18 protein-coding genes and 2 tRNA genes are annotated in these 24,403 nt (G+C 58.8%); 18 read left to right on the top strand and 2 right to left on the bottom strand.

The window, feature by feature from the left end:
* The first annotated feature begins 48 nt into the window (after positions 1-48).
* From J2T60_RS06760 to J2T60_RS06745, 4 genes are read left to right on the top strand one after another with little or no spacing between them, the layout of a single operon-like run.
* Complete coding sequence (locus J2T60_RS06760; protein WP_253447173.1) at positions 49-1,422, top strand: pyridoxal-phosphate dependent enzyme; 1,374 nt, start codon at positions 49-51, stop codon at positions 1,420-1,422.
* Between the two features lie 9 nt (positions 1,423-1,431).
* Entirely contained in the window at positions 1,432-2,601 is a 1,170-nt protein-coding gene (locus J2T60_RS06755; protein WP_253447170.1) for a cystathionine gamma-synthase, read from the top strand.
* A gap of 31 nt (positions 2,602-2,632) precedes the next feature.
* On the top strand, positions 2,633-3,118 hold the full coding sequence (locus J2T60_RS06750) for an SseB family protein (protein WP_253447167.1): 486 nt from the start codon (positions 2,633-2,635) through the stop codon (positions 3,116-3,118).
* Positions 3,096-3,716, top strand: coding sequence for a 2OG-Fe(II) oxygenase (locus J2T60_RS06745; protein WP_253447164.1), 621 nt, complete (start codon positions 3,096-3,098; stop codon positions 3,714-3,716). Before J2T60_RS06750 ends, J2T60_RS06745 begins: the two co-directional genes overlap by 23 nt.
* Position 3,717: 1 nt before the next feature.
* Here J2T60_RS06745 and prfA read toward each other — a convergent pair whose 3' ends face one another.
* Entirely contained in the window at positions 3,718-4,800 is a 1,083-nt protein-coding gene (gene prfA / locus J2T60_RS06740) for a peptide chain release factor 1 (RefSeq protein ID WP_253447161.1), read from the bottom strand.
* Complete coding sequence (gene hemA, locus J2T60_RS06735; RefSeq protein ID WP_253447158.1) at positions 4,797-6,074, bottom strand: glutamyl-tRNA reductase; 1,278 nt, start codon at positions 6,072-6,074, stop codon at positions 4,797-4,799. Before hemA ends, prfA begins: the two co-directional genes overlap by 4 nt.
* Between hemA and J2T60_RS06730 the strand changes: the two genes are divergently transcribed.
* The 14 genes from J2T60_RS06730 to J2T60_RS06665 all read left to right on the top strand — a co-directional run bounded on the left by J2T60_RS06730 (position 6,073) and on the right by J2T60_RS06665 (position 24,347).
* A complete protein-coding gene (locus J2T60_RS06730; protein ID WP_253447156.1) occupies positions 6,073-7,839 on the top strand; it encodes a tetratricopeptide repeat protein in 1,767 nt (588 codons plus the stop codon). The two genes, hemA and J2T60_RS06730, sit on opposite strands and share 2 nt — an antisense overlap.
* Positions 7,815-8,480 (top strand): lipoprotein insertase outer membrane protein LolB, encoded by a 666-nt coding sequence (lolB, locus tag J2T60_RS06725; RefSeq protein WP_253447153.1) that lies wholly within the window; start codon positions 7,815-7,817, stop codon positions 8,478-8,480. The genes J2T60_RS06730 and lolB overlap by 25 nt, the downstream gene beginning before the upstream one ends.
* A 33-nt stretch (positions 8,481-8,513) precedes the next feature.
* Positions 8,514-9,383: a 4-(cytidine 5'-diphospho)-2-C-methyl-D-erythritol kinase gene (gene ispE, locus J2T60_RS06720; protein ID WP_253447151.1), complete on the top strand. Its 870-nt coding sequence runs from the start codon at positions 8,514-8,516 to the stop codon at positions 9,381-9,383.
* Positions 9,384-9,531: 148 nt separating this feature from the next.
* Positions 9,532-9,606: transfer RNA gene (locus J2T60_RS06715), tRNA-Gln, on the top strand.
* Positions 9,607-9,785: 179 nt separating this feature from the next.
* On the top strand, positions 9,786-10,742 hold the full coding sequence (locus tag J2T60_RS06710) for a ribose-phosphate pyrophosphokinase (protein ID WP_253447676.1): 957 nt from the start codon (positions 9,786-9,788) through the stop codon (positions 10,740-10,742).
* 111 nt (positions 10,743-10,853) lie between these two features.
* Positions 10,854-11,519, top strand: coding sequence for a 50S ribosomal protein L25/general stress protein Ctc (locus tag J2T60_RS06705; RefSeq protein WP_253447149.1), 666 nt, complete (start codon positions 10,854-10,856; stop codon positions 11,517-11,519).
* A gap of 78 nt (positions 11,520-11,597) precedes the next feature.
* The gene (gene pth, locus J2T60_RS06700; protein WP_253447147.1) at positions 11,598-12,179 is read left to right on the top strand and encodes an aminoacyl-tRNA hydrolase; all 582 of its coding nucleotides are present in this window, start codon (positions 11,598-11,600) and stop codon (positions 12,177-12,179) included.
* A 14-nt stretch (positions 12,180-12,193) separates the two neighbouring features.
* On the top strand, positions 12,194-13,285 hold the full coding sequence (gene ychF / locus J2T60_RS06695) for a redox-regulated ATPase YchF (protein ID WP_253447145.1): 1,092 nt from the start codon (positions 12,194-12,196) through the stop codon (positions 13,283-13,285).
* 135 nt (positions 13,286-13,420) lie between these two features.
* A tRNA-Met gene (locus J2T60_RS06690) sits at positions 13,421-13,497 on the top strand.
* A gap of 110 nt (positions 13,498-13,607) precedes the next feature.
* A complete protein-coding gene (locus J2T60_RS06685; protein ID WP_253447143.1) occupies positions 13,608-14,300 on the top strand; it encodes a YiaD family glycine zipper/OmpA-like lipoprotein in 693 nt (230 codons plus the stop codon).
* Positions 14,301-14,587: 287 nt separating this feature from the next.
* A complete protein-coding gene (locus tag J2T60_RS06680) occupies positions 14,588-22,156 on the top strand; it encodes an RHS repeat-associated core domain-containing protein (RefSeq protein ID WP_253447141.1) in 7,569 nt (2,522 codons plus the stop codon).
* Entirely contained in the window at positions 22,153-22,872 is a 720-nt protein-coding gene (locus J2T60_RS06675; protein WP_253447139.1) for a hypothetical protein, read from the top strand. Before J2T60_RS06680 ends, J2T60_RS06675 begins: the two co-directional genes overlap by 4 nt.
* 103 nt (positions 22,873-22,975) lie before the next feature.
* Complete coding sequence (locus J2T60_RS06670) at positions 22,976-23,653, top strand: RHS repeat-associated core domain-containing protein (RefSeq protein ID WP_253447126.1); 678 nt, start codon at positions 22,976-22,978, stop codon at positions 23,651-23,653.
* A 163-nt stretch (positions 23,654-23,816) separates the two neighbouring features.
* A complete protein-coding gene (locus J2T60_RS06665; protein ID WP_253447123.1) occupies positions 23,817-24,347 on the top strand; it encodes a hypothetical protein in 531 nt (176 codons plus the stop codon).
* Positions 24,348-24,403: the final 56 nt, after the last annotated feature.

Genomic DNA, 24,403 nt, shown 5'->3' with positions numbered 1-24,403 from the left:
CCGCTTGGCGTACAATAAGCGGCTTTGTCGTGCGCCGGTGGAGGAAGCATGCAGATTTATCAAAATGCGCTGGAAATGATCGGGCGCACTCCCATGCTGGAACTGAAGCGACTGGACACGGGTTCATGTCGCCTTTTTGCCAAGCTGGAACTGAATAATCCCGCCCACTCGGTCAAGGACCGGATTGCCCGGACCATGATCGAGGAGGCCGAGAAACGAGGCGACCTCAAGCCCGGCGAGACCATCGTGGAAGGCACCGCCGGTAATACCGGCCTGGCCCTGGCCCTGGTGGCCCGTCAGAAGGGCTATCCCCTGGTGCTGATCATTCCCGACAAAATGAGCCCGGAAAAGATCGCCAGTTGCCGGGCCATGGGGGCGGAAGTGATTCTGACCCGCTCGGACGTGGCCAAGGGCCACCCCGAGTACTACCAGGATATGGCCCTGCGCATTGCCGAAGAGCGCAATGCCTATTTCATCAATCAGTTCGGCAATCCGGACAATGCCCTGGCCCACGAGCGGACCACCGCACCGGAAATCTATGAACAGCTGGACGGCAAGGTGGATGCAGTGGTCATCGGTGTGGGTAGCAGCGGCACCGTGACCGGCCTGGGGCGCTGGTTTCGTGAACATGCCCCCCATGTGGAGCTGATCGTGGCCGACCCGGAAGGTTCGGTCCTGACCCGCTATATCAATGAAGGGGAAATGGGGGAGGCCGGCTCCTGGCAGGTGGAAGGCATCGGTGAGGATTTCATCCCCGATGTGGCGGACCTGAGCTTTGTCAAAAAGGCCTATTCGGTGCCCGACAAGGAGGCCTTTCTCACTGCCCGCCAGCTCTTGTCCGAGGAAGGCATCATGGCCGGTTCATCTTCCGGTACCTTGCTGGCGGCGGCCCTGCGCTACTGCCGGGATCAGAGCGAGCCCAAGAATGTGGTGACCTTGGCCTGTGACACCGGCAATCGTTACATCTCCCGCCTGTACAACGATTACTGGATGTGGGAACAGGGCTTTATCGAGCGGGAACGTTACGGGGATCTGCGGGATCTCATCAGCCGGCCCCACGAGGATAGGGCCACCGTGGCCGTCTCCCGTCAGGATACCGTGGCCACCGCCCACAAGCGCATGCGGGATAACGGCTTTTCCCAGCTGCCGGTGGTGGAAGGGGATCGCATGCTGGGCGGGCTCAATGAAGGCGACCTGATCCGGGGAATCCGGGAATCCGGGCAGGGCTTTGATCGCCCGGTGGGTGAAGTGATGAATCCCGGTTTTCCCTCCGTGGAAGTGGATTTGCCCATTCCCCACCTGGCTGAACGGCTGGAAATCGACACCGCCCTGGCGGTGGTTCACGAATCACAGTTTCTCGGCATGGTGACCCGCAGTGATCTGCTGGGTTATCTGCGCCGGGGCAATACCATCAAGGATTAAGGAAGGTTTATGTCTGAGAAAAAGCGCCATGGCCTGGCCACGCGGGGCATTCATGCGGGCCAGAAACCGGATCCGAGTACCGGCGCCATCATGACCCCCATCTACGCAAGCTCCACTTATGTGCAGTCCAGTCCCGGCGAGCACCAGGGCTATGAGTATTCCCGTACCCAGAACCCGACCCGCGCCGCCTACGAGGCTTGCGTCGCGGACCTGGAGGAAGGGATCCGCGGCTACGCCTTTGCCTCCGGCATGGCGGCCACCGCCACGATTCTGGAACTGCTGGATTCCGGTAGCCATGTAATCTGCATGGATGATCTCTACGGTGGCACTTATCGCCTGTTCGAGAATGTCCGCAAGCGCTCCGCCGGTCTGGATTTCAGCTTCGTGGACATGCGCGATCCGGCGGCCGTGGAAGCGGCTATCCGTCCGGAAACCCGGATGATCTGGGTGGAGACCCCCACCAACCCCGTGCTGAAACTGGTGGATCTGGACGCCATTGCCGCCATCGGCAAGAAGCACGGCATTCTGACCGTGGCGGACAACACCTTTGCCACCCCCTATGTGCAGCAGCCCATCACCCATGGCATCGACATGGTGATGCACTCGGCCACCAAGTATCTCAATGGTCATTCCGATATGGTCGGTGGCGTGGTGGTGATCGGCGAGGATGAGAAACTGGCGGATGATGTGGGCTTTCTGCAGAATTCGGCCGGTGCCATCAGCGGCCCCTTTGACAGCTTCCTGGCGTTGCGCGGTCTCAAGACCCTGTCCCTGCGTATGGAGCGGCATTGTGAGAGTGCCCTGGAACTGGCCCAATGGTTGGAGGCCCGCCCGGAGGTCGAGAAGGTGGCCTATCCCGGGCTGGAGAGCCATCCCCAGCATGATTTGGCCAAGCGCCAGATGAAGGCCTTTGGTGGAATGATTACCATCTGGCTCAAGGGCGGCCTGGACCAGGCGCGTGATTTTCTGGAGAACACCGAGTTGTTTGCCCTGGCTGAAAGCCTGGGTGGCGTGGAGAGCCTGATCGAGCATCCGGCCATCATGACCCACGCCTCGGTGCCCAAGGCCAACCGGGAGAAGCTGGGGATCAGCGACACCCTGGTGCGCCTCTCGGTGGGTATTGAAGACCTGGATGACCTGAAAGCGGATCTGGATCACGCCCTGCGTGCCATCCGCTGATTCACCCTACTTTATCGTTTAGGAGACAAGCATGGCTGAAGAAAACCCCATTCCGAAGGAAGATGATTTTGAAATCCGCAACGAACTGGAGTTTCTGATCCAGTCCGGGCGTGACGGTATGGTCTCCTTGAGAACCATTTTTCAAGCTAGTTTGCGCGCCAATCTTTGGATGGTTCTCAACCGCAAGTTGGAGCCGGGCGATTCTCTGTCCAAGGTGCAAAGTCTGATGGCCACAAATGAGGAAGGCGAACAACTGCTGACCTTGTTTACTGGCAAAGAACGTTGTGAAGGTTTCCTCGGTAAGCGTGAGGGCTATGAGTACCCTACCCCCTTCCCCGCTCCCATGCTGCTGGATAATATGGGAGAGAACATGGGTCTGGTTATCAATCCAGGCTTGCCCGTGGGGATCCAGATCTCGGCTGAGGGAGTGAAGACTTTGAAGCGGGAAGTGGGCCGGGGATGGCTGGAGAATATTCCCGAAGCCCCCGAGGGTGATGAACAGCAACAGATCCAGTAGGTTGCAGCCCAATCTGGACGGTTTGGTGGACGCCCTAGCCCGGCAGGGTTGGGGCGTCACCGATTCCCTGGTGGACGGGGAGCAGTCGGCGCGCCTGCGTCGGCGGCTTCGTTATCGCCTTAAATCCGGCAGTTTCCGGGATGCGGCAGTGGGTCGCGCTGCTACCCGGGCCCGGGTGAGGGCGGTTCGCGGTGACCGGCTTTGCTGGTTGAACGACACCGCCGCCCGGGGTACGGAGCGGTTGTGGCTGGATCAGCTTGAACAGCTGCGCCTGGCTCTGAATCAATCCCTTTTCCTTGGCCTGCGTCACTGGGAAGGTCATTACGCGGTATACCCGCCCGGGGCTCATTACGAGCGCCATGTGGACCGTTTCCGGGATGACGATGCCCGGGTGGTCTCCACGGTGTTGTATCTGAACCCGAGCTGGCGGGCGGAATGGGGCGGACAGCTAAGGCTCTACCCGGAAGGGCAGGCGGTCCAGGATGTGGAGCCGGCTGTGGGTCGTTTCGTTTGTTTCATGAGTGCCAATCTGCCCCACGAAGTGCTGACCACTCATCACGAACGGCTTTCCATTGTGGGCTGGTTCCGCCGGGACTAAGTTAGCCGCCCATGCTCGCCAGGCGCTCTGCGTGGTCTTCCTGCATGAGCGGATCAATCACCATTTCCAGTTGTCCCGCCAGAATGCTCTCCAGCTGATGCACGGTCAGATTGATTCGGTGGTCCGTGACTCGGCCCTGGGGAAAGTTGTAGGTTCGGATCCGTTCCGAGCGGTCGCCGCTGCCCACCAGCTTGCGGCGGGTTTCGGTCTCGCTGGCTTGGCGCTTGGCTTGCTCGGCCGCTTCCAGCTTGGACTGCAGCAGACTCATGGCTCGGGCCCGGTTCTTGTGCTGGGAGCGCTCTTCCTGGCATTCCACTACCACCCCGGTGGGCAGGTGGGTCAGGCGGATGGCCGAATCGGTCTTGTTCACATGCTGGCCACCGGCGCCCGCGGCTCGGAAGGTATCCACCCGCAGGTCATTGGGGTTGATCTCGATGTTCACGGCGCTCTCGATTTCGGGTAACACCGCCACCGTGCAGGCGGAGGTATGGATCCGGCCCTGGGATTCCGTCTGGGGCACCCGTTGCACCCGATGGGCGCCGGATTCGAATTTCAGATGGGCGTAGGCATCATCGCCCACCACCCGGCTGATGATCTCCCGATAGCCGCCCACTTCACCCGGACTCTCGTTCAGTACTTCCACCTGCCAGCCTCGGGTTTCGGCATAACGGCAATACATGCGAAATAGATCCCCGGCAAACAAGGCGGCTTCGTCGCCCCCGGTGCCTGCCCGAATTTCCAGATAGAGATTGCTGTCGTCGTGGGGGTCCCGTGGCACCATGAGGTGCAGCAATTGTTCTTCCAGCTCGCCCAGCCTGTCGTCGGCCGCGCCCAGTTCGTCCTCGGCCATCTCGCGAACGGCCGGATCGGAATCCCGGCTCATTTCTTCGGCGGCCGCCCGGTCGGTCTTTTGCTGTTGATACTCACGGAAGGCGGCTATCACTGGTTCCAGGCGGGCATATTCCTTGGAGAGGTCCCGGAAGCGGGACTGATCATTGGCCGCATCCGGCTCAGCCAAGAGGCCGGAGAGTTCTTCGAAACGCTCCTCAAGTTGTTCCAGTTTCCGATGAATGCTGTCCTTCATTCCTCGTCCTTGCCGTCATTGTCGAGACCGAATAATTCCCGGGCCACGGCCAGGGTCTCCCGCTCACCCCGTTCGGCGGCCTCCCGCAGTTGTACCGTGGGTTGATGGAGTAGGCGGTTGGTCAGGGTATGAGCCATGTAGTCCAGCACATCTTCGCTGGCGCGGCCGGCCGCCAGCATGCGCTTGGCCTGGGCCAGAGTTCGATCCCGCTGGGCAGTGGCCTCGTCTCTGAGGGTGCGGATCGCCGGCACCGCATCCATGCTGTTGAGGGCGGCTGCCAGATGATGGGCCCGGGCTTCGATAATCTCCAGCCCTCGGGCCGCGGCCTGTTCCCGGCTGGCCAGGTTCTCCCGGATGGTCTCCTGGAGATCGTCGATGGTGTAGAGGAAAACATCCGGCAACTCGGCCACGTCGGCTTCAATATCCCGGGGCACGGCAATATCCACCATTAGGACCGGTTTGTGGCGGCGCTTGCGAAAGCCTTCCTTGACCATGGGGCGGGTGAGGATGGGCTCCCGACTGGCGGTAGAGGCGATGATGATGTCCGCTTCCGCCAGATGGGCCGGGATTTCCTCCAGTCCGATGCCGTAACCCTTGAAGCCCGCTGCCAGCAGCCGGGCCCGTTCGGGGTTCCGGTTGGCGATGATCATGCGACCGATTCCCCGGCGCGCCAGGTGCTGGGCGGCCAGTTCAATGGTGTCGCCGGCGCCGATCAAAAGGGCGGTGTGCTTTTCGAAGTCGGCAAAGATCTGACGGGCCAGATCCACGGCGGCATAGGCCACCGATACCGGGTTCTGGCCGATGCCGGTGTCGGTACGGACCTGCTTGGCTACCGAGAAACTGCCCTGAAAAAGCTGGTGCAGGGTGCGCTGGGCCGTGCCGGCCTCCAGGGCGGCCTCATAGGCCTGTTTCATCTGGCCTAGGATCTGCGGTTCACCCAGAACCATGGAATCCAGGCCGCAAGCCACCGACATGGCGTGTCGTACCGCATCCGCGTCACTGAACTGGTAGAGGGCCTGGTGAAGATCATTGTCCTGGTCGTTGTGCTGCTGACGCTGGGTTAGCCAGTCCACCAGGGCCTGCCCCCCTTGCTCGTCCAGGCTGCCGTAGATTTCGGTCCGGTTGCAGGTGGAAAGCACAGCCACTTCCTGCACACCCGGCAAGGCGGACAGTTCACGTAGCACCCGTCCCAGCTCCTGTTCAGAGAAACTGAGCTGCTCCCGGATCTCCACGGGGGCCGTGTTATGGTTGATTCCTAGAGCAATCAGCGACATGAAGGAAGGTATTCGGGTGGTGCATCTCAAACCAAGCCATTGGGCCCGGTCTTTCAATGGGCCTCGGCACTTGGCGACTCGCGCGCATTATACATTACTTGTGTGCCTGGCTTGTTTTCTTGCTGCTTGCGCCACCCCGCCATCCTCGTATGCGCCCCCACCGGACCGGGTTAGCCTGAGTGAGCATATCCTTCTGGCGGAGATTGCCCGGGCCCGGGGTGAGCCCGAACAGGCCGGCAAGCAGTATGCGGCTGCCATGGCCCAGGGGGCTTCCTTGCGCCTGGCCCGGGAAGCCACCCACTACGGGGTACGGACTGAACACTGGCCCCATACCCTGTCTGCCGCCCGTCGATGGGCCGAGCTGGACGAGGACAGCACCGAGGCCAACTGGTATCTCGGGATCAGTGAATTGATGGCCGGGGACCAGCAGGCCGCCGTGGAGGCATTGTCCCATTGGCTGGGTGAGCAAGCTGTGGCCAGTGACTGGCAAACACTCGTCCATGAGTTACAGGGATTGCCCCGTCGCTGGCGTGCCTGGGAGGTGGTCCGGGAGCTGGCGAAGGACCGGGATTCCATGCCTGCGCAATGGGCTCTGGCCCGCATGGCCATGGATCTGGATCGTCTGGATGATGCCGCACGTCATGCCCGCCGTGGCCTGCGCCTGGACGGACAGGATCCGGCCCTGGAATGGCTGAATCTGCGGATTCGCTTGGCTCAGGGGAGATCCGAGGCCAAACGGGCCTTGGGCATTCGGGTGTCCTCATTCAAGACCCAGGATATCTACGGTGCCGGTCGTGACAGAACCAGTGAAGCACTGGAGCTGGTGACCTTGCTCTGGGAGCAAGACAGAGTGGGTGAGGCGGCAGAGCTCTTGAGCTGGGGACTGAGTAAGGATCCGGGGGCATTGTCGCTGCAATATGCCTTGGCTCTGGTGGAAATCCATTCCGGTGAACTGGATGCTGCCCAGGCCCGGTTGCAGCAATTGCTCAATCAGGGCTTTCGGGTTCGGCAAGTCTGGCTGCAGATGGGGATCGTTGCCGAGGAACAGGGTCACTATCGTGAGGCCATCCGTTGGTATGATCGGATTCAGTCTGGCGAGGATCATATTGAGGCCCGGGCCCGGGTTATTGCGCTACTGTTTGAATCGGGGCAGACGGAACAAGCCCGGGAACGCCTGGAAGTCCTCGAGAGCCGCATGCTGGAGGAGCGCCACGGTTTTCGCGTAACCACAGGCGCTATTCTGGCCCAGCGTGGTCCAAGTGAGGTGGGGCAATCACTGTGTCGCCGGGCCCTGGATAAACGCCCCTGGGATGCCGAGGCCCATTACCAATGCGCCCTGGGGGTATTGGCCGGGGATCGCCATAATGAGCAGGCGGTGGACTGGCTGAGACGGGCTTATTCCCTGTGGCCCGAGGAGGCAAATGTGCTCAATGCTCTGGGCTACAGTCTCGCGGACCAGGACCGGGATTTGCGCGAAGCACGGCGACTGATTCGCCAGGCCTTGAGAAAGCGGCCCGACAATGGCCCCATTATGGACAGCATGGGCTGGGTGGCCTATCGCCAGGGGGACATGGCCCAGGCCCGCCGTTGGCTGGAGCGGGCCTGGGAACGGACGCAATCGCCGGAAATCGCCGCTCATCTGATGGAAATCCGCTGGGTCCAGGGTGAGCGTACCCGGGCCCGCAAACTACAAGAGGCGGCGATTGAACGTTGGCCCGAAAACATGCTGCTGAGAGAGACATGGGAACGACTACAAGAGTCCTGAGTGGATTGTTCGTGCTGTTGTTATTGGCGGGCTGTGCCCGCATGGCGCCCGTGCCCGAGGGGCCGCCGGACGAAGCCGCCTGGCAGGAGCACCAGCGGGCCCTGCTGGCGCTCCAGGCCTGGTCGCTGGATGGGCGGGTGGCACTGCGCAGTGAGGATGATGGCTGGACGGCCTCACTTCGCTGGTCCCAGTGGACCGATTACATGGACTTCCGTTTGCGGGGCACCTTCGGGATCGGCACCACCCGAATCCGCGGCAGCGAGGAAGGCATGATCATCGAGAATAGCCGCGGAGATGTCTGGGAGACGGCACACCCCGAGGTGGAGCTGGAACGTCAGACCGGCTGGCGGGTACCACTGGGCATGCTGCGCTGGTGGATGGTGGGGATGCCGGCCCCCCAGGGGCCGACGGCGGACAAGGAAATCGATGCCCTGGGCCGCCTGGTTCAGCTGGAGCAGCTTGGCTGGGAAATCCATTATGAAGATTACGGCGATGTGGGCGAGTTGATGTTGCCCCATCGTATTACCGTGGAGAACGAGTCCGTTCGTTTGCGGATCCGGGTGCGTGACTGGACCGTGGGGGATTCTCAGCCCCTGCAGTCCCGTCTATCACCCTTGTCGGCGGAAGCGCAGGAACGATAAGCTCCCCCTCCACTTCATGGGGAAGCACCGCACATGTCTGAGGGGAAGGAGAGACACGCCCTGGATTGGCCCGCCCCGGCTAAATTGAACCTGTTCCTGCATGTTCTGGGTCGTCGTGACGACGGCTATCATGATCTGCAGACCCTCTTTCAGTTTTTGGATCTGGGCGATCGCCTGGGTTTTACCCTGCGCCATGACAAGGCCATCCATCGTTCGGGGGGCTTGCCCGGTCTCGATGAGGACCAGGATCTGGTGGTCCGCGCGGCCAAATACCTGAGAGAAGTCTCGGGTCGGGACCTGCCCGGCGTGGATATCCGTCTCGACAAGCAGATTCCAGCCGAAGCGGGCCTGGGTGGTGGCAGTTCCGATGCCGCGACGACGCTGCATGCCCTGAACCGGCTCTGGAGATTGTCGTACTCCGATGAGCAACTGGCCGATATCGGTGGCGAGCTGGGGGCGGATGTACCGGTTTTTGTGCATGGGCAAGCCGCCTGGGCTGAGGGGCGAGGGAATCGTTTTCAAGTGATCTCCGATCTGCCCGAACCCGTTTTCCTGGTGATTTATCCGGATTGCGCGGTCTCCACCAAGACCCTGTTTCATTCCGAGGCACTGAGCCGATCCTCGGAAACCATCACTCTGGATGACTATCTGAGCCACGGGGGGCGCAATGATTTTCAGCCCATTGCGGCGGCCCAATACCCGGCCGTGGCGGAAGCTCTGCGCTGGCTGGCCTGCTACGGTGATGCCCGCCTGACGGGAACCGGGGCTTGCGTGTTTGCCGCACTGTCTGACGTCTCCCTGGGACGTCAGGCGCTGTCCCTGCTGCCGGACGCCTGGCAGGGCTTTTTGTGTCGCGGGATGAACCGTTCCAGTTTGCGCTTGTATCTGGACGCGTTGGGTTGATTGGGCGTTGACAACCCGGGGGTACACGGCAGCCATTTCAGCTGATATAATCTCGCGCCGTTGCAGCGTTGCTGGGATCCAGCTTGCTGGAGGGCAAGCGGCAGAACGCTGAGCCCGGGGCCCGGTGGGGCCAGGGCGTGATTACAAATGGGGCGTAGCCAAGCGGTAAGGCAGCGGGTTTTGATCCCGTCACGCGCAGGTTCGAATCCTGCCGCCCCAGCCATTTTATCGGCCCGGCCGCATCTGCCCAGGTGCGGCCGGGCATTTGTTTGCGGCCGGTGTGAAGGCCGGCCGGCCCGTCTCCCTAGGCGAATGGACACGGGCGAACCCATCCAGTCGCCATTCGTTTCGTTCTATCGATTCAGTCAGCACGCAAGGGGGCTCCAGGTGTCCGCAACAAACATGATGGTTTTCGCCGGGAACGCCACCCCGGACCTTGCCGCCGGTATCGCCGAACGTCTGGGGCTGTCCCTGGGAAAAGCCAAGGTGGACCGCTTCAGCGATGGTGAAGTGGCAGTCGAGATTCAGGAAAATGTCCGTGGCCGGGATGTCTTCATTGTCCAGTCCACCTGCCCGCCCTCCAATGAGAACCTCATGGAGCTGCTGGTCATGGTGGATGCCCTCTATCGGGCCTCGGCAGGGCGTATCACTACGGTGATTCCCTATTTCGGCTATGCGCGCCAGGATCGTCGTCCCCGGGCAGCCCGGGTGCCCATCACCGCCAAGCTGGTGGCCAATCTGCTTACCTCGTCCGGGGTGGACCGGGTGTTGACCATGGATTTGCATGCCGACCAGATCCAGGGCTTTTTCGATATCCCCGTGGATAACGTCTATGCCTCGCCGGTGCTGCTGGATGATATGCGGACTCTGAAAGAGCGGGCGGAACGGGAGAACCGGGAACTGATTATGGTGTCCCCTGATGTGGGCGGGGCGGATCGTGCCCGGGCTTTTGCCACGCGGCTGAACGATTCCGATCTGGCCATTATCGATAAGCGGCGTCCCAAGGCCAATGAGTCCCAGGTGATGAACATCATCGGTGATGTGGACAACAAGATCTGCGTGATCGTCGACGACCTGGTGGATACCGCCGGCACACTCTGCAAGGCGGCAGCGGCGCTGAAGGAAAAGGGTGCGGCCGAGGTGAAAGCTTATATTGCCCACCCGGTCTTGTCCGGCAAGGCCATCGACAATATCAGTGGTTCAGTGCTGGATGAATTGGTGGTGACCGACACCATACCGCTGCGGGAGAATGCCGCGGCCTGTGACAAGATTCGTCAACTGGGCATCGCTGATCTCATGGCCGAGACCATGCGGCGGATCAGCGAAGAAGAATCGGTGATCTCGCTCTACGCGGAGTGAGACCGATAGTCCGTCCATTTGGGCGGAGACTGAGGTGAAGGGGCAATCCTGGTCGCGGGAGACCTCCTTCCTAATCGAAAACGATCGGCCAAGTCCGATACGGAGAACATCATGAGTGATCAATTTACCCTGAATGCCGAAGTCCGTGACGACAAGGGGAAAGGTGCGAGCCGCCGCCTGCGTCGTCAGGGCCGTGTCCCCGGGATTATCTATGGCGGCAGCAAAGAGCCGGTAGTGATTTCCGTGGACCACGATGAACTGGTTAACCATCTCAAAAATGAGGCCTTCTTCTCCCACATTCTTGATATCAAAGTGGGCAGCAAGACAGAAAAGGCCGTGCTGAAGGATCTGCAGCGTCACGTCTACAAGCCCACTGTGGTGGAGCATCTGGACCTGCAGCGGATCAGCGCCAAGGAAAAGCTACGCATGCAGGTGCCCCTGCATTTCGAGGGCGAGAAGGAATGCCCCGGCGTCAAGCTCAATGGCGGTGTGGTGACCCACGATATGGTGAACGTGGAAGTGAGCTGCCTGCCCAAGGACCTGCCCGAGTACATCGAGGTGGACGTGAGCACCTTGGATATCGGCGATTCCCTGCACCTTTCCGACATCAAGCTGCCCTCCGGTGTGGAGCTGGTGGAGCTGATGCACGGCGATGATCACGACCAGCAAGTGGTCTCGATTCATCAGCCGCGCGCTGCCAAGGAAGACCTGGAAGAAGACGAGGAAGGCGGCGAAGGCGAGGAAGAAGAATCCAAGAAGGAAGAGGGCGGCGAATAAGGCCGCGATGGCGGCCATGTTCCGTCGGTCATCAAGGCCGATGGGGCGTGGCTGCCCGCTTCTCTGGAGACAGCAGGAATGTCAGAGCGCATCAAGCTCGTGGTCGGCCTCGGGAACCCCGGGGCCGATTACGTTTCCACCCGGCATAATGCCGGCTTTTGGCTGGTGGATGAGCTAGCGGACCGTCATGGCGGGCGCTTTACCGGCGAACGTAAATTCCACGGCGAGATCTGCAAGGTCTTTGTCGGTGCTCATGAGGTCCGGCTGCTCAAGCCCATGACTTTCATGAACCGCAGCGGCCAGTCCGTTCGTGCGGTGATGGACTTCTTCAAGTTGCGCCCGGAAGAGATCCTGGTGGCACACGATGAGCTGGACCTGCCCCCCGGGGTGATCCGGCTCAAATGGAGTGGCGGTCATGGTGGGCATAATGGCCTGCGGGATCTGCATGCCCATGTGGGCAAGGATTACCGTCGACTGCGTATTGGTATCGGCCACCCGGGCCATGCCAGTGGCGTGGTGGGCTATGTTCTCAAGCGACCCTCCAGCGAGGATGAAGCCCGGATTCGGGAGGGCATTATCGCCGCCGCCGAGGCCTTGCCGGCCATACTCGATGACGGGCTCGAGGCCGGTATGAACCGCCTGCACACCCGGACTGAATAACAAGAGAGTCAATTATGGGAATCAAATGCGGCATCGTGGGCCTGCCTAACGTGGGTAAATCTACGCTGTTCAATGCCCTCACCGCGGCCGAGATCCCGGCCGAGAACTATCCCTTCTGCACCATCGATCCCAATGTGGGGGTGGTTCAGGTGCCGGATCCTCGCCTGGAGCGCATCGCCGAGATCGTCAAACCCCAGAAGGTCATTCCCACCACCATGGAGTTCGTGGATATTGCCGGACTGGTGGCCGGGGCCTCCAAGGGGGAAGGCTTGGGCAACCAGTTCCTGGCCCATATCCGGGAGACGGATGCCACCGCCATGGTGGTGCGCTGCTTCGAGGATGAGGATGTGACCCATGTTGCCGGGCGCATTGATCCCCTGGCCGATATCGAAACCATCGGTACCGAGCTGGCCCTGGCCGACATGGATACTGTGGAGAAAAATCTTCAACGCACCCAGAAGGTGGCCAAGTCCGGGGACAAGGACGCCCGGGCCCGGCTGACCGTGCTGGAGAAGGTCAAGGCCCATCTGGACGAGGGCCTGCCGGTGCGTAGCCTGGAGCTGGACGAGGACTCGGTGCTGGCGATTCGTGATCTTCATCTGATTACGGCCAAGCCCTTGATGTACATCGCCAATGTGGATGAGTCCGGTTTCGAGAATAATCCCCATCTGGATAAAGTGGTGGCCCGGGCCGAGGAAGAGGGCGCCGAGGTGGTGCCGGTGTGTGCCGCCCTGGAGGCCGAGATTGCCCAGTTGGCCGAGGATGAGCAGCAGGAGTTTCTGGAAGATGCCGGCATGGAAGAGCCGGGCCTGAACCGGGTGATCCGGGCCGGCTACCGTCTGCTGGGGCTTGAGACCTACTTCACCGCCGGGGAAAAGGAAGTGCGGGCCTGGACGGTCAAGGCCGGTTCCACCGCGCCCAAGGCCGCTGCCGTGATTCACACCGACTTCGAAAAGGGCTTCATCCGGGCCGAAGTCGTCAGCTACCAGGATTTCATGGATTGCGGCGGAGAGAACGGGGCCAAGGATGCGGGCAAATGGCGCCTGGAGGGCAAGGACTATATTGTCCAGGAAGGCGACATCATGCATTTCCGCTTCAATGTCTGAAGCCTTCGCCTCGCCGCGCATCGGGGCCCTCCCGGGGGCCTGGTAAGTGGGCCGCGGACTTGACAAAAACCGGCGGTGAAGGGAAAATTCGCGGCCTGTCGATTATCGGTATAGATCGGCAACAGTTCGGTTTATGGCTATGTAGCTCAGTTGGTTAGAGCACAGCATTCATAATGCTGGGGTCGGTGGTTCAAGTCCACCCATAGCCACCAATCATGAAAGGCGGAGGGCTTGCGAGCCCTCCGCCTTTTTTTGTTTCTCATTTGAGGCTGTTTCTGGCTTACAATCACGCAGGGAAAATCGGATCATCAGGAGTCGACTCATGTCTCATCAAGGAACTTTCTCATCCCCTGTCTTCGGTTTGCTTTTGGGTCTGGTGGCCGCGCTCGCTCTGAGTGCCTGCACCACCTTGGATCCATACACCGGCGAGGAGCGTACCGCCCGGGCCACCACGGGCACGGTGATCGGTGCGATCAGTGGCGCCGTTTTGGGTGCAGCTACGGCAAGTGATCGCCGCGACCGGAAAAAACGCATGTTGATCGGTGCTGGCGTGGGCGCCCTGAGCGGCGGTGCCGTGGGCGCCTATATGGACCGCCAGGAAGATGCCTTGCGCGAGCAGCTGGAAGGCACCGATGTTTCCGTCACCCGGGACGGGGATCATATCCACCTGAACATGCCGGGAGACATTACCTTCGGCTTTGACAGTGCTGACGTGCGGGCGGATTTCTATGAAGTGCTGGATTCGGTGTCCATCGTCCTGGAAGAGTTCGACCAGACCATCGTCGAAGTCTCCGGCCATACCGACAGCACTGGCGCGGCCAGTTACAACCAGCGCCTTTCCGAACGCCGCGCCCAGTCCGTTTCCCGCTATCTGCTCTCCCAGGGCGTGACCGAAGAACGCATGCTGGTAGTGGGCTACGGCGAAGACCAGCCGGTGGCCAGCAACGACAGCGAAGAGGGCCGCCAGCAAAACCGACGCGTGGAACTCACCCTGGTACCGCTCACTGAAGATTGATCCATTCGATCATGTCGTGGGAAACGAAAGGGGCCGCTGACGCGGCCCCTTTTTCATGGATCCCGCGGTAAATGACGTTTGTGTCACAAGAAAGCATGTTTGGTTTTAGGCCTGGATCGTTCCAAGCGCCGAGTGTGGTTGATGTTGCCGTTCGTCGGGATTTGAGAGAAAAGTTACTTTTCAGTGTTGACTAATTTCTGGTATTTGAGAGCCTTTAAAAAAGGGATTTTATGTCCGCTGGGGAGCGGGCGCAAAGGAATGCAAGCCAGCCAGAAAGGGGGAATCAAATGTCATCTGTCTCTCGTTGGGTCGTTATGGCCTTCGTCGTCGTACTCCTGTGCCTGATTGTTTTAACCCAGATTACCGTCTCCTCCGCTGACCCGGAGGATCCTCCATCCGAGCTGGGGGGGATATGGGGTGGCTTCCCCCGAATGCTGGTTGAGGTGTCTCCGGTACTGGGGGAGGTTCGCAATACCGATCAAGATGTTGGTTTCATTTATCGCCTTACCCTCGATCCCGACCGAAGGCAGCTGTGGCTGCTTAATCGCACCACGCTTGGATCCAATGAGGCGATGGCGCCAGTAAACACGGCTGATCCCGAGTCGTCCGAACTGGCGGTCTTGTTGCGTTCGGAGCACCAGGCCCTATCTGCGGACGCCGAACAAGACATGGCCATCGTCCCGGATGTCTGGATGGATATCCGCCACGTAAACGGCGAATCTATTGACCGTTTCCGACTTGAGGGCGCCTGGGCCCCCGGGGTCCAGGCAATGTATGTGGATCGTGATCATGAGGCCCTCTGGCTCGTTGGATTGCTGCATGTGTATCGCTACACACTGGATGGCGACCATGTCCGCACCGTACCTACCGGCCGTCTTATCCGGGATTCAGCCCTCGATCGCGAACGCGGTCGACTTTGGCTGGCCATGGGGCGGGAACTGGCCGCATTCGATGACGCTGCCGAAAAGACGCTATCGGTCTCCCTGGACTCGGCTAACCAGGCCCGGCTGGTGGCTTATGAGCCGGGGCAGGATCGCTTGCGGGTAGTTGCCGGGGACCAGCTGCGCCGCTATGACGTCCAGGGCAATCTTCTGGCAAGTGCGGGTGACAATTGGTTCCGGCAGGCCAATTTCCTTGCGGCGGCTGATGACGGCCGGATCTGGGTAGCCGACCATCGTCGTTTGCGGCTCTATGATGTCGAGGGCCGCGAACGCCTCCTTGAAGAGGAACCCTTCTCCCAATGGTTCGGCGCCAGGATTGACAACTTGACGGTGGACCGCCTGCATGGCCTGATTTGGCTTTCCAACCGAAACCAGCTCCGCGCCTTTAATGAACAGGGAGACCGTGTGCACTCCGTTACGGTGGAGCAGGGGCGCTTCGGTGCCGCCCGCTTGCGTGACCTTGTGGCGTATTGGGACGAGCATCCCCCCGAGCTCACGGTGATCCGCCCCGAAGACGGGGCCTTCACCAATACCCCTTTGCCGGTTTTTGAACTCACATACGAAAATCATGCCAACGATGTTGACCCCGACAGCCTTCGCTTCGTCATGGACGGTCAGCCCCTCGAGATGGATTGCGATGCCGATAGCGTGGCAGCCCAGTGTGTCCCGATAGAGCCCTTCGATGACGGTACATATGAGATTGAGATCAGTGTGGCCAATGCCGCCGGTGCGCGTTCAGAGGCCGTGCCCGTTGCTTTCACAATTGATACTGTTCCTCCTGCTATCTCGCTGACCCAGCCTGGGCACAACAGCTGGACCAATGAGCCAGTGATAACCATTGCGGGCTCAACAGATAAACTCTCTGATGTCTTGATCAATGGCCAGTTGCTTGAACTCGATGAGGCCTTCTCATTTGAGACGGAAATTCAGTTGGCGGAAGGCGAGAACGAGATCCAGCTACGAGCAGAGGACCTCGCCAGCAATGTCACTGAAAAGACCGTCGTGGTTAATCTCGATACAACACCACCTGGACCGGTGAATCCCGGCCTGATTCATATAGTTGCCCCTGACGGCGATGGCAACGTGCATATAGAAGGAGAGCCGGGCAGTGCGGAGCCGGGCAGTACCGTCTTGATTACCAATAGTCGAACGGGGGAGTCCGTAGAGGCACATGTTCATGATGATGGTAGCTTCAGTGCCGATATCCCTGGCCAAGCTGGTGACCGTTATGAGATCACTGTCCGGGATCGGGCCGGCAATGAAAGCGAGACCATTGAGGTGGATGACGGCGGTGATTTACCCCCCGACCCGTCCCTCGTGGCCCCCGAACTGGACAAGACGGTCCCGACCCCGATGCACAATGCGGTTTCCTTTCTCTGGGAAGGTGCTAACCCGATCCAACGGGATGTGGATCCCGCCGTTTTTGAACCCCACCGCATCGCCGTTCTCCGCGGTCGTGTGCTGGATTGGGACGGCGAACCCCTGGCGGGCGCGAAGATTCAAATTCTCGGAAAGGCCCATTTCGGGCATACGCTGAGTCGCAGTGATGGTCGCTTCGACTTGGCGGTCAATGGCGGGGGTCCCGTCGTGGTTGAGTACCTCAAGGAAGGTTATCTGCCCCTGCAACGGCGGTTAACGCCCGGCTGGGAGGACTGGGCCCATGCGGACGATATCGTTCTCACGCCGCTGGACCCCAAAGTGACGACCATAGATATGGGCCCGAATGCCCCTCAACAAGTGGCTGCCGGACAAGTGGTTGAGGATGCCGACGGCAGTCGCCAGGCGACGGTGGTATTCCCCGAGGGTGTGACGGCGGAAATGGAATTGCCGGATGGGACCACGCAGCCTCTCGATAGCCTGGATTTCCGGGCGACGGAATACACCGTCGGCGAGAATGGTCCGGCGGCCATGCCCGGTGAGTTGCCCCGCCAGACCGCCTATACCTATGCGGTTGAGTTGAGCGTGGATCAGGCCATCGAAGCAGGCGCGGAGCATGTGCGTTTTTCGCAACCGCTTGCCTTCTATGTAGACAACTTTCTGGATTTCCCTACCGGCGGGTATGCCCCGGCCGGCTGGTATGACCGGGAGAAGGCCGCCTGGATTCCTTCGGATAATGGACGCGTCATTGAATTGCTTGCGACGGAGGGTGATCAGGCCGTGCTGGATGTCAGCGGTGATGGTGAAGCCGCCACGGAGGAAGAATTGGCCGAACTTGGTATTGATGCCAAGGAGCTTGGTGTGCTGGCCGCCCGTTACGCCCCTGGTGACAGCCTTTGGCGTACCCCCATCGACCATTTCACCGCATGGGATATCAATTGGAACTGGATTTTCCCCGAGCCATTGTTGTTCCCGCCTGAACTGGAGGATGTGATTCGGCGCTACGAAGATGACTGTACACGCAAATGCGGTTCTATCATTGAGGCCGAGAACCAGGCCGTGATCGACCAGGTTTCTCTGGGCAAGGAAGGGGTGAGGCTGAATTACACCAGCCGACGTGCCACTGGGGACTATCGTACGCCCCGCACGGTAAATCTCACAGTGACCGGAAACTCAGTGGATCATGACGATCTTGTGTCCAGTTATGCCTACCTGAGAGTTGCCGGGCAGGTGTTTACTCAAAACGTGTCCCTGAGAACGGACCAACAGGTATCGTTCACATGGGACGGCCTTGATGCCTATGGCCGGCCCGTCGTCGGTGAGGCGCCAGCGGAAGTGGGCGTGGTGTATGTTTATCGATTGAAATATGTCATCGCCCGTCAAGATCGGCGCCGCGTGTTTGGAGCGGTTCGCGAAGCGGGTGCCTCAATGGGCGGGCGGGACCGTTCCGCGAATACCGGAGAGATCAGCAAGACCGAGGACCTTATCCTCCAATCCCCCTATCAACCGTTGGGCTCCATTGGCCAGTGGACGCTTGACGGCCACCATCGACTCGGCATGGTCGACGGGGTGATCGAGACAGGTGATGGCCGACGGTTTGAGCAGTCGGCCAGTCACCTGGTCGTGGAGCCGGTGATGGTGAACTCGGTTGGCGAGGACATCCGTCGCTATGAAGCGGGGGATCCCCTCGGCGATGAAGAGGAGTTCACCTTTGCCGACGATGGATCGATATTATTCGGCAGTCGGCGCTACTTGGTTCGCCTCAGTCCGGAAGGGCATCTTGATCGCGTGTCCGAGTATCGCTTTCCATCAAGGATTCGAGGCGTGGCCATCGGTGAGAACGGTGAGTATTACATCAGCACAAGCCGCCTTTCAGGGGCTGGCAGCTCAGAATCGGCCAGGGTGTACCGTATTTCGCCTGACGGTGATGTGGAGCGGATCGCCGGGGGTGGAAATCTCCGGGACGAGGAAGTCGATGCGCTGGAAGCCCGGTTCGGGACAACGCAAGACCTGTATGCCCTCAGCGATGGCGGGTTGATCTTCAGATCGCCCAGTTACACTTTCCGCTGGTTCCCGGACGGTCGGTTGACCCGGATCGGTGGTGGTTTCGGCATGCGGGCCGTGGGCCCAGATGATCGTCTTTATACTGGGAATCACTTTGGCCGGGTAAGCCGTAGAACGGACAACGGTGAGTCAGAGATTGTGGCCGGTGGCGGTTCCGAAGAGCGGGAGTCGGGCCTGCCGGCTACTGACGTTCGACTTGGATTCGGGGTTAGTGGTATCGCGCCGGATGAGCACGGTGGTTTCTATCTGGGAGGCGGTGCCTACATCTACTATGTGGATGGGGACGGGATTCTTCAGTATGTCGCGGGTAGCGAAGAGGGCTCACTGGATCCCAGCGTGGGGGAACAGCCCGCGCATAGCGTCAGACTGAGCCCTGATGCCATCCGGTTGGGGCCGGATGGCAATGTCTACTTCTCCAGTACGTCCCATCCTCGGGCCCTTTGGCGCCTTCGATCCAATGTCCCATCCGCGGACGAGGGAGTCCTGATGGTGCCGGATCCCGATGGTCGCGAAATCTATGAGTTCGACACCCGGGGCCGCCACCTCTCCACCCTCGATGGACTAACGGGGGAGCAAACGACGGCCTTCGAGTATGACGACGATGGGCGGCTGATCCGTGTCAATCGTCATCGGGCCGACGATATTGTCATCGATTGGTTGACGGACACTGATGGGGTCATACGAGTCGGTTCAGTGGCCCACCCCTTCCAGCTCGATGAGGAGGGCCATATCACCCGCTTGGAGAATACAGCGGAAGGCGATTGGGATTTTTCCTATAGCCCTGGCGGACTGATTCTGGCGGCTGATCGCAATGACCAATTGCATTATTCCCGCAGCTACGACAGCGAGGGTCTGTTGCTTGAGACAAGCGATGCCCGAGAGGGTGGTTGGTCTCTGGAAAACCCCATAGCGAGCGATGATCGGCTCCAGGTGAGCCTGGTAAGCGCTGAAGATCGACGGACAGTGGCGAGTGCCGAAAGCCGAGGCGGTGATAAAGAACTCCGCCGTATACTGCCTTGGGGTGGCGAATCCCTGGAAGTCGTCCGCGAAGACCGAAGCCGTACCCGGCATCATCCGGATGGCACCGTCGTGGAAACCACTATGGACATGGACCAACGGCTCGGGAGTGGCGTGGAACGTATAAGCCGTTTCTCGCTCACTTTGCCTTCCGGCCTGGAATACCAAACTGAAGTGGAACGGGAGTCGATTGGACCGGGCGAGGATTGGTTCGACTATGATGAACTCCGGGACCGATACCAGGTGAATGGCCGGCTGTTTGAGTCTTCCTTCTATCCGGAGCAGCGCCGCCACGAGCATCGCACACCGGCTGGGCGGGAAACCGTGGTAACGAGTGATGCCAGCGGCCGGCCCGTTGCCACAGCGTTTGCCGGTCTCACCACGGAGCTGGAGTGGGACGATCACGGACGGATCGTGTCCGCGCGCACCCGTTCCGGCGAAGAGGAGAGGGCAATCACCCTCGAGTATCAGGCCATGGAAGACGGCGGAGACCATGTCACCGTGCAGCGACCGATCGGTAACCCGATGGAGTCACGGCTCGATGAATTCGGGCGTGTGCTTTGGGAAGATCGAGGTGATGGCAACCGTATCCATTACGACTACGATATGGCCGGTAACCTTGCCCGCCTGGAGGCACCGCACGGTTCGGTTCACCGATTCGAGTATGACGCCGGCGACCTGGAAACCGGCTATCTGCCACCCGATCTCGATGGAGGTGAGTGGGCCACCTACTACCGTTACAATCTGGACCGGGATCTTACCCGCATCACCCGCCCGGATGGGAAGATCATCGACTTGGAATACGATGACGGCGGCCGCCTCTCCGCGATCCAGGCCCCTGTCGGGCGTTATGACTACCACTACCACGCCGGTACCGAGCAGCTCAGCCGAGTCGACGCACCCGCCGGCATCGACCTGGGCCTGGAGTACGATGGCTTTTTACCGGTATCCGAAAGCTGGGACGGCCCTGTTAGCGGAACCGTTTCTCGAAGTTGGGACGAGAATCTCTGGATGCAGGCACTTACCATCGACGGCCAGACTGTCGATTTCGGATACGATGATGATGGCCTGATGACCCGGGCAGCTGATATGAGCATTGCCCGGGAGTTGGAGACAGGCATGGTAGATGAGATTGCCCTTGGAGAGACAGTTGAATACTGGAACTATGGCCCCTTCCAGGCCCTGTCCGGCTTGACCACCGAAGCACTTGGCGAGTCGATTTTTCAGGTTGACTACGAACGCGACGCCATGGGTCGCATCACTTCCAAGACCGAAACCACCGCGGAAGCTACCCGTAGCTGGACCTACCACTATGACGAGGCGGGCCGGCTGGAGACGGTCTACCGCGATGGGAGCGTCTATGCCAGCTACCAATATGATGCCAACGGCAACCGTCTGAGCCGCACCGGCCCCAATGGCACCGAAACCGGTAGCTACGATGACCAGGATCGCCTGCTCACCTATGGAGCCCGCAGCTACGAATACAGCCGCAATGGTGAACTCCAGGCCTGGATTGAAGCCGGCACCCGAACTGAATTCGACTACGACGCCTTCGGCAACCTGCGCCACGTCAACCTGCCAGGGGACGTGGAGATCGACTACCTGATCGACGGTCGCAACCGCAGAGTCGGCAAACAGGTCAACGGTGAGCTGGTACAGGGGTTTCTCTACCAGGACCACCTCAACCCCGTAGCCGAGTTGGATGGTGATGGCAATGTAGTCAGCTACTTCATCTACGCCACTCGCCCTAATGTCCCCGACTATATGATCCGGGACGGTGAACGCTATCGCATTATCGCCGACCATCTGGGCTCCGTCCGCCTGGTCATCCATGCCGACACCGGAGAAATCGTCCAGCGACTGGACTATGATGCATTTGGACGGGTATTAGAGGATACGAACCCGGGCTTCCAACCGTTTGGCTTCGCAGGTGGGATTTATGATCAGCATACAGGGATGGTGCGCTTCGGGGCGCGGGATTATGACCCAAAAACCGGCCGGTGGACGGCCAAGGATCCGATTCGATTTTATGGGGATGGGCCGAATCTTTATGGGTATGTGTTGAATGATTCTGTAAATGCTTTAGATCCAGAAGGGCTTTTTAGTTATACGCTTAACCTATTCAAGCGAGAGGAGCATCATGTGCCTGTGCGTGATATGGAACAAATGAGAGCGGTGCAGGGCGGCGCTGGCGTTATGGCAGCAGTTAGTAGTGCGGGGGCTGTAGGCGCAGTTGGCGCTGGCGGAGCTTGCGCAGTTGCTGGTACTTCCAAGATTGTCGCAGGAACGCAGATTACATTGGAAGCGGCATCTATCCTTGGTCCGCCGAAAGGAGTTAGCATAGATGATTTGGTTCGGTATGACGAATTGTCTAGGCGTGAAAGAATAGAACGAAGTGTGCGGGTGCCAAGATCAAGGGCACAAGCTATCTATGAGATATTTAGGAATGCACCATGATTAACTTAGAGCTAATTAAGTTATTATTAGGTGGTGAGCAGTATTTTGAAAAAATGATCGATGATAGCATCGATTGCGACTGTGCCGCGTTAGCCTTGCTTGTTTGTATTGTTGGGGGTGCATTTAACGATGATCGCTCTGAGTTCCGGGCAGATGGGTTAGTTGAGAGGTTGTTGGATAGCCATGATCCGGATCTATTGGCAGGCCTTTTGGAGTTAGCTTATGCTCTGGGCCGGGAGGATGCGGTAATTCCTGATGTTTCCCGTGTTGAGGGGCGTCTGTCGAGTGTTAATCAGGCATTCATGTTTTATATGAGAGCGTATTGCCTGATGGTGTATGAGCGATACCCGAGTAAGATAGATATTGTTGACGCACTAGAGAAGTCGTCTCAGGAAGGCTTGGTAACTGCCGAGTTTATTCTAAATAGGCTTGGATATCCGAATATCGTAGGATACTCCCGTATTGTGCGTGTTGCTAGCAGAAAAGTTGCTCTTTTGTTCCGTTTGGTTATTGGTCCTCGTAGAACCCTCGGGTGGACTGATTCGTTTTGGCGGCTTCCTGTTTGGCTTGATGAAGGCGCTATTCGCATAAAAATTAGGAGGGGGCTGGAGTCTGAGCAATCGTGGTGCTGCCGGGCGACTTATGATCGCATGATTCGATATGGGATGTTTACAGAGTGTTTTTCGGAGTATTCTTCTCTAAAGAAGCGTACATAAGAGGTTAAGTAAGTTTAAGATTTTTGCGTTCAAGTCCTGGCATAACAAATAAGATGCTTTTGACTGGGCTACCTTGATAAGTATTCTCCATCTGCCGGGGGATGTGGAAATCGACTACCTGATCGACGGCCGCAACCGCAGAGTCGGCAAACAGATCAACGGTGAGCTGGTACAGGGCTTTCTCTACCAGGATCAGCTTAACCCCGTATCCGAGTTGGATGGTGATGGCAATGTCATTGCCCGGTTTATCTACGGCACCCGCCCCAACGTCCCGGACTATATGATCCAGGACGGTGAACGCTACCGCCTCATCGCCGACCACCTGGGCTCCGTCCGTCTGGTCGTCCACGCCGACTCTGGCGAAATCGTCCAGCGTTTGGACTATGATGAATTTGGGCGGGTGCTGGAAGACAGCAATCCCGGGTTTCAACCATTCGGCTTTGCCGGCGGCATCTATGACCAGCATACCGGCTTGGTTCGGTTTGGGGCGCGAGATTATGACCCCCAAACCGGGCGGTGGACCGCCAAGGATCCGATTCGCTTCGATGGGGATGGGCCGAATCTTTATGGGTATGTGCTCAATGATCCGGTTAATTGGATTGATATGTGGGGGTTGTCAGCGCAAGCATGTTTCCGTCCGCTCAGGGCAGTCCGGGTTGGCGTGATTGGGAATCAAGTGGATAGAAATTTTAATACAGTGATAGGTCACGAGCATATTATTTTCGATGATGGCGATGATATAGGCTTTGGTACGGATGGATATATCAAGGGGAAGATATAAGCGAGTACTCAAGATGTGAAGATATTGATGCCAGTAAAGATGAGATTATGAGTGTTATTGATGAGATTCGAGGTGATTTTCAGGCGGAAGACTATAGGTTGAGACCAAGTAGTCTCGGTGGGAATAATTGCCAAGATTTTGTCAGTACTGTTAGGGGCGGCTTATGATTGGGTTATTCTCAAAAAAAATGAAGGGACGTCCATTTATGAGTGCCTTTGCTATTTTATTTTCCTTGGTTGCGTTGGTGTTAGCAGTCTTATTGTTTATTCCTATGAAAGATGGGTTTTTTGGTGTGCCAATGGTTGCTTATCAAGAACCAGATTGGTATGGCGCGGATTCATTTCGTATAGAGCTTGAGGTGCCTTGTAATCGATTTTATGCCAGAGAAATCGGTTTTAGGATTGACCCTCCAGTTCAGGTTGAAAGCATGCGAAACGCGCGCGGTTCAGTTTCAGGGCACGTGAAGGTGAATGTATCTCAGAATGGTTTGGGTTTTGAGAGGTTGGTAGATCTTCAGGAATCTGGTTGGGCCTGGGATCAAGGTGGGGTGTGGTCTAAGACTATATATCGTTTTTCGCCTTTGGGGCGTTTTTTTTGTGGTAAACAAAAGATAGTAGTTGATGCTAATAATATCAATATCGATCTTCGGAAGCATAAGGTGATGGTGTATGTTTCTAGAGATCGAAGGCCTTGATGTGCTAAAGAACGACGATAGACTTCCCCCGGGTGTACTAGTTTAGTTATTACCCG

Origin of the sequence: Natronospira proteinivora (assembly GCF_024170465.1) — a bacterium.
Lineage (GTDB): Bacteria > Pseudomonadota > Gammaproteobacteria > Natronospirales > Natronospiraceae > Natronospira > Natronospira proteinivora.
Note: the sequence above shows the minus strand (reverse complement) of the source record. Positions and strands in the feature narration are given on the sequence as shown.